The sequence below is a fragment of the Streptococcus oralis subsp. oralis genome (assembly GCF_002096595.1).
In the GTDB taxonomy this organism is placed as follows: domain Bacteria; phylum Bacillota; class Bacilli; order Lactobacillales; family Streptococcaceae; genus Streptococcus; species Streptococcus oralis_D.
In genome coordinates this window covers 858,511-871,488 of record NZ_NCUR01000010.1, presented here as the reverse complement: position 1 = coordinate 871,488, position 12,978 = coordinate 858,511, and the positions used below count along the sequence as shown (strand labels likewise).

Annotated in this window: 11 protein-coding genes; all 11 read left to right on the top strand. The window is 45.2% G+C overall.

The annotated features are described in order from the left end of the window. Nucleotides 1–3 precede the first annotated feature (3 nt). The 11 genes from B7714_RS08670 to asp5 all read left to right on the top strand — a co-directional run bounded on the left by B7714_RS08670 (nt 4) and on the right by asp5 (nt 12,945). Nucleotides 4–1,230, top strand: a complete 1,227-nt coding sequence (locus tag B7714_RS08670) for a glycosyltransferase (RefSeq protein WP_084860248.1) — start codon at nt 4–6, stop codon at nt 1,228–1,230. Nucleotides 1,231–1,245: 15 nt separating this feature from the next. Then, nucleotides 1,246–2,475 (top strand): glycosyltransferase, encoded by a 1,230-nt coding sequence (locus B7714_RS08665; protein WP_084860247.1) that lies wholly within the window; start codon nt 1,246–1,248, stop codon nt 2,473–2,475. Between the two features lie 85 nt (nt 2,476–2,560). Continuing rightward, nucleotides 2,561–3,778, top strand: coding sequence for an accessory Sec system protein translocase subunit SecY2 (secY2, locus tag B7714_RS08660; RefSeq protein WP_000657785.1), 1,218 nt, complete (start codon nt 2,561–2,563; stop codon nt 3,776–3,778). Nucleotides 3,779–3,787: 9 nt separating this feature from the next. Beyond that, nucleotides 3,788–5,368 carry an accessory Sec system protein Asp1 gene (gene asp1, locus B7714_RS08655; RefSeq protein ID WP_084860246.1) on the top strand — a complete coding sequence of 527 codons (1,581 nt, stop codon included), beginning with the start codon at nt 3,788–3,790 and terminating at the stop codon, nt 5,366–5,368. Then, on the top strand, nt 5,352–6,881 hold the full coding sequence (gene asp2, locus B7714_RS08650) for an accessory Sec system protein Asp2 (protein ID WP_084860245.1): 1,530 nt from the start codon (nt 5,352–5,354) through the stop codon (nt 6,879–6,881). The genes asp1 and asp2 overlap by 17 nt, the downstream gene beginning before the upstream one ends. After that, nucleotides 6,878–7,318, top strand: coding sequence for an accessory Sec system protein Asp3 (asp3, locus tag B7714_RS08645; protein WP_084860244.1), 441 nt, complete (start codon nt 6,878–6,880; stop codon nt 7,316–7,318). The genes asp2 and asp3 overlap by 4 nt, the downstream gene beginning before the upstream one ends. Then, nucleotides 7,311–9,683, top strand: a complete 2,373-nt coding sequence (gene secA2, locus B7714_RS08640) for an accessory Sec system translocase SecA2 (protein ID WP_084860243.1) — start codon at nt 7,311–7,313, stop codon at nt 9,681–9,683. The genes asp3 and secA2 overlap by 8 nt, the downstream gene beginning before the upstream one ends. Nucleotides 9,684–9,695: 12 nt before the next feature. Then, a complete protein-coding gene (gtfA, locus tag B7714_RS08635) occupies nt 9,696–11,216 on the top strand; it encodes an accessory Sec system glycosyltransferase GtfA (RefSeq protein WP_084860242.1) in 1,521 nt (506 codons plus the stop codon). Further along, nucleotides 11,200–12,546 (top strand): accessory Sec system glycosylation chaperone GtfB, encoded by a 1,347-nt coding sequence (gtfB, locus tag B7714_RS08630; RefSeq protein WP_084860241.1) that lies wholly within the window; start codon nt 11,200–11,202, stop codon nt 12,544–12,546. Before gtfA ends, gtfB begins: the two co-directional genes overlap by 17 nt. Then, a complete protein-coding gene (gene asp4 / locus B7714_RS08625) occupies nt 12,539–12,718 on the top strand; it encodes an accessory Sec system protein Asp4 (protein ID WP_045590408.1) in 180 nt (59 codons plus the stop codon). The genes gtfB and asp4 overlap by 8 nt, the downstream gene beginning before the upstream one ends. 5 nt (nt 12,719–12,723) lie before the next feature. Then, the gene (gene asp5, locus B7714_RS08620; protein WP_084860240.1) at nt 12,724–12,945 is read left to right on the top strand and encodes an accessory Sec system protein Asp5; all 222 of its coding nucleotides are present in this window, start codon (nt 12,724–12,726) and stop codon (nt 12,943–12,945) included. Nucleotides 12,946–12,978 lie beyond the last annotated feature (33 nt).

Here is a 12,978-nt window from a genome sequence, read left to right as displayed (position 1 = left end):
GAAATGAAAAAAGAGCTTCAAAAAGCCATTGTACTCGGTGGTGATAATGCTTATATGGACAAGATTGAGACAACAATCAAGTCAATCTGCGCCCATAACCGAGCAGTGACTTTTTATGTTTTCAATGATGATTTGCCATCAGAATGGTTTCAGCTCATGGAGAGACGTCTAGAGCCTCTAGCCTCAAAAATCGTCAATGTCAAGATTAGTCATCAAGGTTTGAAAGAGTATCGTTTACCACTAGCCCACCTAAGTTATGCAACTTTCTTTCGTTATTTTATTCCTCAGTTTGTTAGCGAAGACCTAGCCTTGTACCTGGATTCGGATATTATCGTTAGATCAAACCTAGATCAACTCTTTTTAGAAGATATGGCAGACTGGCCAGTAGCTGCTGTCGCAGATGCGCTAGTTCCTAGCACTTTTAATGCAGGTGTCTTGCTGATTAATGTGGCTCTCTGGCGCCAAGAAAAGGTGACGGAGCACTTGTTGAGCTTGACAGACCAACTGCATGACCAAGTTTTTGGTGATCAGGGCGTGTTAAATCACCTGTTTGAAGGTCGTTGGAAACCTTTGCCAGCTACCTATAATTTTATGGTTGGTATGGATACAGTGGCTCGAAATTACCAGATGGATTCTTGGTATAGGGATTCTCTTGCTACTGAGAAGACAGCCAAGATTATCCATTATACAGGGGACAAGCCTTGGTACCAAATCAACCTCAACCGTTTCAGGGAGGACTGGTGGTTTTACTACGGACTAGAGTGGTCTGATATTGTCATGAAAAAATGTGATTTCCATAAAGGATTGGCATCTTTAGTTCAAGCTCCCCAGTATGCGACCGCTATTTTTACCAATACGTGTCACATGGAGAGAATCGAACACCTAATCCAAGAACTGCCCGATGTAGAGTTCTCTATCCTAGCTCATACCAATTTTGCGCCGGAAATCATGAACTTACAATCACATCTGAATGTACGCCTCTATCCCTACTTTAATCCTATGAATGTCAAAAAGGTCTTAGAAAAGATTGACTTTTACTTGGATATCAATCATGAGGATGAAATTGCCAACATTATCCAAGAGGTGCAACAAAGAGAAATCCCCGTATTTGCTTTTGAGACCACTAGTCATGACCCGAGTGGTTGTAGTCAAGTCTACTCACCTACAGCCGTAGATGAAATGATTGAGTCTATTCGCACGCTTTTAAAATCGAAGAAGCAGTCGTTGTAAACTGAAGGAAACTAAATGAAGAAAACAATTGTTCTCGCAGGAGATTATGCCTATATTCGTCAGATTGAAACAGCACTTAAGTCTCTCTGCTACCATAATAGCCATGTCAAGGTCTATATCTTTAATCAGGATATTCCCCAGGAGTGGTTCCGCGCTCTCAGACCGATAGTAGAGCAAATGGGCGATGAGTTGGTGGATGTCAAGATGCTTGGCGCCCAGTTTCAGATGAACTGGAGCAACAAATTGCCCCATATCAATCATATGACCTTTGCTCGTTATTTTATCCCTGATTTTATCGAAGAAGACAAGGTTCTTTACTTGGACAGTGATCTGGTAGTGACGGCTGATCTGACGCCCCTCTTTGAAATGGACTTAGGCGAAAACTATCTAGCTGCTGCACCATCTTGTTTTGGAGTTGGAGTTGGCTTTAATGCAGGTGTACTCTTGATCAATAACAAAAAATGGCGAGCTGAAGCTGTGAGACAAGAGCTAGTTGAGTTGACGGAGCGGGAACACCAACATGTGAGTGAAGGTGACCAGTCCATCCTCAATATGCTCTTTCATGACAGCTATGCTCCTCTGGATCAGAACTATAATTTCCAGATTGGTTTTGACAGTGGGGCTGCCTCACATGGACATGAGTTTATCTTCCAGATTCCCCTAGAGCCCCTGCCAGCCATCTTGCATTTCCTTTCTCAAGACAAACCTTGGAACACTCATTCAGTTGGGCGTTTGCGTGAGGTTTGGTGGCACTATCATCTGATGGAGTGGTCTACCATTACTGAAAAATGGCGTCAGGCTGGAATTGACTATCCAGTCACAGTCTATCAGCCAGCTATGACTTGTGTTAATTTGACCAACTCCTGGCATCTTGAGAAAATCGACTATCTAGTTCAAGCCTTGCCAGAGGTGCATTTCTACATTGCAGCCTATACGACGATGGCACCTGAACTCATGCTCTTGTCACGTTTTGAAAATGTGACCCTCTATCCCAACACCTTCCCTCTCTTGGTCGAGAAATTGATCCAGCAGACAGATGTCTACCTTGATATTAACCACGATGACAAGTTGAGTGTCGTTTATGACTATATTTCACGCTTTGAGAAACCGATCTTGACTTTTGAAAATACCCAGTCCCAGGAACTGCCTGAAAGTGCCTATGCGGGTATTTTCTCAGCAGAAAGACCAGAAGAAATGGTGGCTACTTTGAAGGCTTATCTGGATGATAAAACTCACGAAAACTGAGATAGAGATTTGAAAATTCTAAGATGGAAGGACAAGATTGTTCCCGTGTGACAGGACAGAAAGAAAAAATGAAAAGGAGGAGCTAGTGAAAGAATTTCGTTCATCGATAGCAGTAAAAAAAGGGATGCGCACCCTATTTTTGCTCTTTATTTATGTGCTCGGGAGTCGTCTGGCTCTTCCTTTTGTTGACCTCAATAGCCGGAATTTTCTCGGAGGAAGCGCAGCCTATCTGGACTTTTCAGTAGCCCTGACTGGTGGAAATCTTCGCAGCCTCTCTCTCTTTTCAATCGGACTTTCCCCTTGGATGTCAGCTATGATCTTGTGGCAGATGTTTTCCTTTTCAAAGAAACTGGGCTTAAACTCGGTTTCTTCGGAAGTCCAGGATAGACGGAAAATGTACTTGACGTTAGGGATTGCCTTGATTCAGGCATTGGCCTTGACTACAAATCTTCCTGTCCAAGCTCCCTACAATCCCTTCTTGGTCTTTCTCCTCAATACCAGCCTTTTGGTTGCGGGGACCTTCTTCTTAGTTTGGCTGTCTGACATCAATGCGTCTATCGGGGTTGGAGGCCCGATCGTTATTTTATTGGCCAGTATGGTGATATCACTCCCACAAGACATCATCCAATCAGTCCAAGTTCATAAGATCTCTCCTTGGCTGCTTTTTCTATTGGTAGTGCTTGGTGTCCTCTTTACCTATCTAGTCGTTCTCTTTTACCGAGCGCGATACCGCATCCCTATCAATAAAATCGGACTTCATTCTCGTTTTAAACGCTATTCCTATCTGGAAATTATGCTCAATCCTGCTGGTGGTATGCCTTATATGTATGTGATGAGTCTCATGGGCTTACCTTCTTATCTCTTGCTCTTGCTTCAACATCTGGATAAGGGTAATCCTCTCTACCCTACCATACTGGAGCAGTATGCGATGGGGAAACCCTTGTGGATCTATGCTTATATCCTTATCCTCTTTGTCTTTAGCATTGCCTTTGCTTTTGTCAATGTGAGTGGTCAACAGATCGCAGATCGGATGAAGCAATCAGGAGATTACATCTACGGGGTCTATCCTGGTGAGGATACCAGTCGCTTTATCAATCGCTTGGTTCTTCGATTTGCTCTGATAGGTGCAGTCTTTAACGTTACCTTGGCTGGACTTCCAATCTTGTTTGTCTTGAAGGATGAGAGTCTGTTAAAAGTCAGCATGATTCCCGGACTCTTTTTAATTTTGAGTGGCATGCTCTTTACGATTCACGACGAACTGCAGGCGCTCAGATTAAATGAAAGGTATCGGCCACTATTCTAGGAGGTTTTGATGTATTACTTTATCCCGGCTTGGTATGGCAAGGAGCGTCCCTGGCATGCTGATTTGACACCTTGGTATTTTTCTCATTTTAAGCTAGAATTTGATGACACCTTCAATCAGATTCGCTTGATGCAACACCAAGGGGTCCCTGCACAGGTCCTCCTTTTGTCCTATCAGCCTCATCTTCGCTATTTTCTCCATCGCCAAGGTATTTTAGAAGCACAAGTTTATTCCTTATTTGATGAATTGCAGGATTTTCATGAGATTCGACCGCAGGTCTTGCAGCTCAGAGATATTGAGTGGGAAGAGGACTGCGAGTTTGTTTACAGTCCCTTTACCATTTTAGTTTTGAGAAATGGAAAGCCCTATGCTCAGGTGGAGCATGGGATTGAAGGTTTTATCAGTACGATTCAGTATTTCAAGGAAGATGGGCTCTTGTCTGCTAATTACCTGATGGATGATCGGGGGCTGGTTTCCAGTGTGATTTACTACGAAGAGGGTCAGGCTCTCTACCAAGACTATCTCAATCCCAAGGGACTGTGGCAGTTTAGAGAGCACTTGCAAGATGGGGGGCGTATCGAAGTCAATCCTATCTTTGCTTTTCGATTCCAAAAAGAGGCTTACCGAGATATGGGAGAATTGATTGCGGAGTTTTTTGAGAAGAAAATAGCTCAACTTCCTGAGGAAGGAGCGACCTATTTTCTGCCTGCTTGTGATCAGCACAATGACTTCCTTTTAGAACGATTGCCTCACCAAACCACTAAGGTTCTCAGTCTTTTTATCGGACGAAATCCTCAAGAGCAATTACCTCAGTTGGCGAATTTGTTGTCTAAGGTGGACCTTGTTCTAGTCGACAGAGAGGACACCTTGCGCTTGGCTCAGTCTGCCTTTTCAGAACAAGCAACGAAGTTTCGTCATTTATCACCTTTTGATACCCGCTTGGAGCTAGGAAAGAGTCAGACTCGGAAGGAGTCAATCCTCTACTATCAACTGGACTTTGAGCAGGGGATAGAGGACCAAGCGCTCTATCAGGTCTTGCATTTCCTTTCTGAAAACAAGGATACGGAGTTGGTCTTTGGAGCCTTTGCTGCTAGTCAAGAAGAAATGAAACAGCTGGAAACACGTGTTTCTGAGATGGTTGCAGAGCAGTTTCAGGACCAGGAACTGGAAAAGGAAGTTGATTACCAAGGCGCTGAAAATCCGCTTGAGGACAATCGCCATCAGAGCAAGCGCTATTCGTTTGTCAATATGAAGGATGAATCGGAGTTAATCAAGCAGCTGGAATTTGTTCGTTTGATTGTCGATTTGAACAGTCAACCTCTTCTTTATACCCAGATAGCGGGGATTAGTGCTGGTATCCCTCAAATCAATAGGGTCAAAACTGAGTATGTCAGCCATCAGAAGAATGGCTATCTGTTGGAAAACACTGCTGATTTTGCGCAAGCTGCCCATTACTATCTCGATAGCCTGCAGGTGTGGAATGATGCTCTGATCCATTCCATTGAAAAGATAAAGGAACACACTGGCGAGCAATTCCTAATCAAGCTAGAAAAGTGGTTGGAGGAGGTGACTCATGGAAAAGAAATATAAGATCTTGCAAATCGGTCCAGAGGATTGGCGAGAGACACTTGCCCTACCAGCCCAACTAGACTGGTATCATGTTCCTCCTAACACACCGTCTGCCATCCAGAAAATTATGGATGAGAAAAATTTGGAGCACTTTCATGCTGTCATTCTTACGGATGGGGCTTATCTAGTAGATTTGTTGCCTTTTGCATCTAGCTTGGAACCCTATACGGTTTTCTATCCAGAACAGTTTGCAAGCCAGGATGAAGGTCTTCAAAATCTCATCAGACAGCACTGCATGCAAGCGATGGACCTGTCAGACCGACAGGGCTTTGTTCGAGACCTTTCCACCTCCCTCTTTGAAGGTGGTTATGGAGACAAGCTGAGTCCAGCTACGATACGGATTCACCCGAGTTTTCAAGGCTCTGTCTCCTATCAAGGATTTGAGCATCTGAAATTAGAAGGAGACTTTGGCAAGACCTATACCCAGCTAGCCTCTTGGGCCTATAATCAGACCGTCCAAGCCCATGCGCCAATCGAACTCTGGCTCGAATATGAAAAGAGTGGACCAGTGGAATTGCGCTTGCGTTTGCGAAAAATCCCAGCAGGATCCGTTTCAGAGATTAGACAGGACATTCTCCTTGAGGAAGCAGACTTTGCCTCAGCAATCATCGTGGAACAAGACTATGATGCTTATCTGAGCATTTCTCTTGAAGCGCGTGGCCAGGGAAAGGTCAACATCGGCAATCTCCACCAACGCTGGAGCCGGAAACAGTTTGGAAAATTTGTTCTCGGTGGAAATATCCTGCATGACAAAAAACGTGAGGAAATCAACTATTTCTTTCACCCAGATGATTTCAAGCCACCTCTAGCCGTCTACTTCTCAGGTTACCGTCCGGCGGAAGGCTTTGAGGGTTACTGGATGATGAAGAATCTCCAATGCCCCTTTCTCCTCTTTTCGGACCCTCGATTAGAAGGAGGAGCCTTTTACCTAGGAACTGGGGAGTTGGAAGACAGCATACAAGCAACAATCCAACACTATCTGGACTATCTAGGCTTGGATAGAAGTGACTTGATCCTATCTGGGCTGTCAATGGGAACCTTCCCAGCCCTCTACTACGGAGCCTACTTTGAACCCAAGGGGATTGTAGTCGGAAAACCCTTGACCAATCTAGGAACCATCGCACAGCGGGGCCGACTAGAGGCGCCAGGAGTCTTTCCAACTAGCTTTGATGTCTTGCACCTTCAGACTGGAGGAGTGAGTCAGAAAGACATGAAGGACTTGGATCAACGTTTTTGGACCCGATTTGAACAAGCTGATTTTTCCCAGACGACCTTTGGTCTTTCTTACATGAAGGACGAGGATATGGATAGTGGTGCCTATGACCAGCTAGTGGAGACTCTTTGCCAGACAGGAGCTAAGATTTTGTCCAAAGGGACAGCAGGTCGACACAATGATGATACAGGAACAAACGTTGCCTGGTTTATTCATTTTTACAAGATGATACTAGAAGAATACGGAAGAGGTGAGACATGATTATCATCAAGAGAGAGGATATTAGGTGGGGCGAGATGGGAGCCACTTATCTTTACGGGAGCCAGATCACCTATCATGCGGACGGTCATGTTACACTGAAAAACCCTTTGCTGGCTTCAGGTGAAACCCTTAAAACCTGGTATTCTAGTGTCAACTACCAGGCTACTAGAAGTCAACCTAGCCTCCCTCTTCTCAAGAAAAATTACATCTACCGTCTATCTATGAAGATGCAGGTTCAACCGGCCAATGGCCTCTATCTCAAACTGACCTTTTTAAACCGTTATGAAGAAATTATCGAGGAGAAGATTGAAAGACAATTTTCCTTTAGCTTCACCTATCCTGAAACGGCCTACACCTATCGCCTTTCCTTGATTAGTGCAGGTTTTGAGGCTCTTGACTTTGTTTCGTTTTCTATTAAGGAGGATGCTGTTGTTTAATCGTTTGTATCAAGAAAGACAACTGAGAAAGGTCAAGAAACTTTTAAGCCAAATCAACGCCCTCAAAGAAGAGATGGCAGCTCTCCGTGATGAGGAAATGGCTGCAAAGACAGGGGAGTTTCGCCAGCGTCTTGCCCAGGGAGAAACCTTGAATGAGCTATTGGTAGAAGCCTATGCCCTTGTCCGTGAGGCGGATAAACGGGTCTTGGGTCTCTTTCCCTATGATGTGCAAGTCATGGGAGCCATCGTGATCCACCAAGGAAATGTGGCTGAGATGAATACGGGTGAAGGCAAGACCTTGACTGCAACCATGCCCCTCTACCTCAATGCCCTAACAGGAAAAGGCAGTATGTTAGTCACGACAAATGACTATCTGGCTAGACGGGATGCAAGTGAAATGGGTCCGGTCTACCAATTTTTAGGTCTAACTGTCGGTCTGCCCTTTTCAGAGGATCCAAAAGAGGACTTGACTGCCGAAGAGAAAAGAAAGATCTACACCTCGGACATCGTCTACACGACCAATAGTGTACTGGGCTTTGACTATCTCAATGACAATCTTGCCTCCACTCGTGAGGGGAAATTCCTGCCTCCCTTTAACTATGTCATCATTGATGAGATCGATGACATTCTACTCGATAGTGCCCAAACTCCCTTGATTATCGCAGGTTCTCCCCGCGTCCAGTCTAACTATTATGGGATGATTGATACCCTAGTGACGACCTTGGTTGAGGGAGAAGACTACATCTACAAGGAAGAAAAAGACCAGGTTTGGTTAACCCGAAAGGGGGCCCAGACGGTTGAAGGTTTCTTAGGAATCAATCATCTCTACAAGGAAGAGTACTCCAGTTATGTTCGACATCTGGTCTATGCTCTTAGAGCCCATACGCTCTTTACCAAGGACAAGGACTATCTGGTTCGAGGGCAAGAAATGGTCTTGTTAGACAAGGGAACAGGGCGTTTGATGGAAATGACCAAGCTTCAAGGAGGTCTCCATCAAGCCATCGAAGCCAAGGAACATGTGAAGCTCTCTCCTGAAACCAGAGCCATGGCTTCGATCACCTACCAGAGTCTCTTTAAGATGTTTCGCAAAATCTCAGGTATGACGGGAACGGGAAAGGTGGCAGAAAAAGAATTTTTCGAAACCTACAACATGTCTGTCATTCGCATTCCGACCAATCGCCCACTTAGGCGAATGGACCATCCGGACAATCTCTATGTGACCCTCCCTGAGAAAGTGTATGCTTCTCTCGAAACTATCAAGATCTATCACGCCAAAGGCAATCCACTCCTGATCTTTGTCGGATCTGTTGAAATGTCCCAGCTTTACTCGTCCTTGCTCTTGCGAGAGGGGATTTCTCACAATGTCCTTAATGCCAATCATGCGGTGCGTGAAGCCCAGATTATCGCAGAGTCTGGACAGATGGGGGCAGTCACCGTTGCGACTTCTATGGCAGGTCGCGGGACAGATATCAAACTCGGTCCAGGTGTTGCAGAATTGGGCGGTTTGGTTGTGATTGGTACCGAGCGAATGGAGAGCCGACGAATTGACCTGCAAATCAGAGGTCGTTCTGGCCGGCAGGGTGATCCAGGTATGTCTCAATTTTTCGTGTCGCTTGAAGATGATGTGATCAAAAAGTTCGGACCGTCTTGGGTTCACGACCTGTATCAAGACTACCAAGTGGAAGATATCAGCAAACCTATCCTACTCAAGGCTCGCAAGTACCGCAATCTCGTCAGAAAAGCCCAAGAGGCTAGTGATAGTGCCAGTCGCTCAGTACGCAGACAAACCTTAGAGTATGCGGAAAGCGTCAATATCCAGCGTCAGATGATCTACAAAGAAAGAGATCGCTTGCTGGATGGAAGTCGTGATCTAGAGCATATCCTTGAGGATATACTGGCAGACTATACCAAACAAATCTCAGAAAAAGCCTATAGCAGCCCCCAAGAACTCTTTCACTTCATCGTGACCAATATTAGCTTTGGGATGAGAGAATTACCAGCTGATCTGGATTTAGCTGATGCAGATCAGATTCGGGAGTTACTAGAGGAAATAATAGCCAAGGAAATCGCAGCTAAAAAGGAAGTCCTCCAACCTCACCAACTCTATGATTCTTTTCTGAGAATATCCATGCTCAAGGCTATTGATGACAACTGGGTTGAGCAAGTCGACTACCTCCAACAGCTCAGTCTAGCAATCGGGAGCCAGTCTGCTTCTCAAAAGAACCCTATCGTGGAGTACTATCAGGAGGCCTATGCAGGCTTTGAAACCATGAAGCAACAAATCCGTACAGATATGGTTCGCAATCTTCTCATGGGGATTGTGGAAGTAACGCCCAAAGGTGAGATTCTCACCCATTTTCCATAAAAAGAGGATCATATGACAATTTACAATATAAATCTAGGAATCGGTTGGGCGAGTAGTGGTGTCGAATATGCCCAGGCCTACCGAGCAGGGATTTTTAGAAGCTTAGATTTAGCGTCTAAGTTTATCTTTACCGACTTGATTTTAGCAGACAATATCCAGCATTTAACGGCCAATATCGGCTTTGCGGATGACCAGGTAATCTGGCTTTACAATCATTTTACAGATATCAGGCTAGCACCGACCAGTGTTACAGTTGACGAGGTCTTGGCCTCTTTCGGTGGCCTTGAGAGTCATAGGGAGCAGGATGGCAAGGTCTTGCGTGTCTACTTTTCAGATGAGGATAAGTTTGTGACCTGTTACTTGGTAGACTCGGCTAAGAATCTGGTACAGCATGCAGAGTATGTGTTTGGGGGGAACTTGATTCGCAAGGATTATTTCTCCTACACACGCTACTGTACAGAATATTTCGCGCCTAAAGACCAAGTGGCTAGACTCTATCAACGAAGCTTTTTCAATGAAGATGGCAGCACTGCTTACGATATCTTGCTGACTGAAGGCCAAGAAGAGGTCTATCGATTTAAGGACCGGATTCTGTACGGAAAGCCAGCCCTTATGCGCTATTTTATGCAACGTTTGAACTTGAGCAAGTCTGATTTGGTCATCTTGGATAGGGAAACAGGGATTGGTCAGGCTGTTTTTGAAGAAGCACAAAAGGCTCATCTAGCAGTTGTCGTTCACGCGGAGCACTATAGTGAAAATGCTAGCAACGAAGACTATCTCCTTTGGAACAACTACTATGAGTATCAATTTACAAATGCGGACAAGGTCGATTGCTTTATCGTATCCACGGATCGGCAGAAGGAAGTTCTCGAAGGTCAATTTGCCCAGTACAGTCAGCATCGTCCACGAATCGTCACGATTCCAGTTGGGAGCATTGATCAGCTGACGGAGCCTGCTAGGGAACGCAAGCCCTTTTCTCTCATTACCGCTTCGCGTCTGGCCAAGGAAAAACACATCGACTGGCTCGTCAAGGCAGTTATCCAGGCGCATCAAGTCCTTCCAGAGCTTACCTTTGACATTTATGGCAGTGGGGGTGAAGAGTCCCTTTTAAGGGAAATCATCACGGCTCACCAAGCGGAGAACTATATCCAGCTCAAGGGGCATGCAGATCTGGCTCAGATTTATCTCCAGTATGAAGTCTATCTGACGGCCTCAACCAGTGAAGGCTTTGGTCTGACCTTGATGGAGGCAGTTGGTTCAGGCTTGCCCCTGATTGGTTTTGATGTTCCTTATGGAAACCAGACCTTTATCCAGGACGGTCAAAATGGTTACTTGATCCCAAGTTCAGACGACCATGTTGAAATGGAAATTAAAAGGGCCTTTGCAGAAAAGATCTGCCAGCTCTATCAGGAAAATCATTTGCCAGATATGAGAACAGCATCTTATGAGCTAGCTAGAGGATTTTTAACAGACAAAGTAAGGGACAAGTGGAAGAAAACGATAGAGGAGGTCCTGCATGATTCAACTATTTGATCGATATGGCCAGGAAAGCCGAGATTTACATGAAAGTCTAGAAGCTGCTGGTCTGTCTCATGTCACGGTTGTGATCGAGCCAGATGGCTTTCTCCCAGATGGGATTCTTTCTCCCTTTACCTACTATCTAGGTTACAAGTCAGGAAAAGCTCTTTATTTCAACCAAGTAGCTGTTCCTGAGTTTTGGGAGATTGCGGGCAATAACCAGTCGGCGCATATCCTAGAGGATTCTCGGGAGAGGGGCGTGATTCACTATGTGGATGCTCCTCAGGCCCGTCTGGTCAAGCAAGTCGACTGGAAGGACCTATCCGGTCGTATCTACCAAGCAGACCACTATAACCGATACGGAACCTGCTTTGCCAAGACCACCTATAGTGCAGATGGGCAGGCTATCCTGACCAAGTATCAGGATGCAAAGGGACAGGAAATTGTCCTAGAAAACCATGTGACAGGTGATATCCTCCTAACCTTGCCCGGACAAGCCCTGCGCCATTTTAAAAATCGAGTGGAGTTCACGATCTTCTTTTTGCAAGACTTGGGAATCGACACTAGCCATCTTCTCTTTAACACTCTCGCCACCTCTTTCTTGGTCTCATACCATTATCCAGACAAGACTGGACAGGATATCTTAGTCTGGCAAGAACCGCTAGGTGATTGTCTTCCTGGAAATATGCAGCTGCTACTGGAACAAGAGGGGCTGAGAGCCAAGCAGATCCTCATACCAGATAAGGCTACCTATGAAAAGGCCTTGGCCTTGGCCAACCCAACCTATCATGACAAGTTTGTCCATCTGGGTTATCATTATCAGTTCAAAAGAGAAAACTTCGTCCGAGCAGATGCCTTGATCGTTACCAACTCGGATCAGATCGAGCATATCGAAACCCTGATTGAGTCCTTGCCAATGGTGACCTTCCGAGTCGCGGCAGTGACTGAGATGTCATCCAAGTTGCTGACCTTGCTTTCCTATCCCAATGTCGTTCTCTACCAAAACGCCAGTCCGCAAAAGATTCGAGAACTCTACCAGCTGTCGGATCTCTATTTGGATATCAATTACGGAAACGAGCTTTTGGATGCTGTCCGTCAAGCCTTCGAGCACAATATGCTCATCCTAGCCTTTGACCAGACAGCTCATAACAGATCTTACACAGCTCCAGAATACCTATTTGATGTGCAGGCTGTTGGAGACATGATTGCGAAGATTCAAGAAGCTCTCAGCAGTCTTGACAAGATGGGCCGAGCCCTTGGGCATCAAGGACGCCATGCCAACTATGTGGACTTGGCTACTTACCAAGAGAGGATGGAAAGGATAATAGGGGAAGGACATGACTAAAAAAGATTTATTTTACAAGGATGTCGAAGGACGCATGGAAGAGTTAAAGCAAGGAGCGCTTAAGAAAGAAAAGCCTACCCGAGGAGAAAAGATCAGTAAAATCTTCTCCATTTTACTCGGCTTGCTCATCCTTCTTACCCTAATTTTTACATTATTAGGAATCTTGAGGTGAAATTGATGGAAGTTTTGATGATTGTAGGAATAGTCCTAGCTGTCGCCTTAATTGTCTTGGTTCTCATCCAACCTCGTCAAAGCCAACTCTTTTCCATGGATGCGACCAGCAATATCGGAAAACCAGGCTTCTGGCAGAACAACCGCTTGGTAAAAATGGTGACTCTCTTGCTCAGTATCGCCTTGTTTGTATTGCTCCTTATTTTACTGATAGTGACCTATCAGTAAGGATGCAGATCCATTCATAGATAAGGAATACTA

Excerpts from the sequence above, each read along its gene's own strand:
- gtfB (WP_084860241.1), top strand. The coding sequence starts at position 11,200 with ATGATTCAACTATTTGATCGATATGGCCAGGAAAGCCGAGATTTACAT.
- asp4 (WP_045590408.1), top strand. The coding sequence starts at position 12,539 with ATGACTAAAAAAGATTTATTTTACAAGGATGTCGAAGGACGCATGGAA.
- B7714_RS08670 (WP_084860248.1), top strand. The coding sequence starts at position 4 with ATGAAAAAAGAGCTTCAAAAAGCCATTGTACTCGGTGGTGATAATGCT.
- B7714_RS08665 (WP_084860247.1), top strand. The coding sequence starts at position 1,246 with ATGAAGAAAACAATTGTTCTCGCAGGAGATTATGCCTATATTCGTCAG.
- asp1 (WP_084860246.1), top strand. The coding sequence starts at position 3,788 with ATGTATTACTTTATCCCGGCTTGGTATGGCAAGGAGCGTCCCTGGCAT.
- asp3 (WP_084860244.1), top strand. The coding sequence starts at position 6,878 with ATGATTATCATCAAGAGAGAGGATATTAGGTGGGGCGAGATGGGAGCC.
- gtfA (WP_084860242.1), top strand. The coding sequence starts at position 9,696 with ATGACAATTTACAATATAAATCTAGGAATCGGTTGGGCGAGTAGTGGT.
- asp2 (WP_084860245.1), top strand. The coding sequence starts at position 5,352 with ATGGAAAAGAAATATAAGATCTTGCAAATCGGTCCAGAGGATTGGCGA.
- asp5 (WP_084860240.1), top strand. The coding sequence starts at position 12,724 with ATGGAAGTTTTGATGATTGTAGGAATAGTCCTAGCTGTCGCCTTAATT.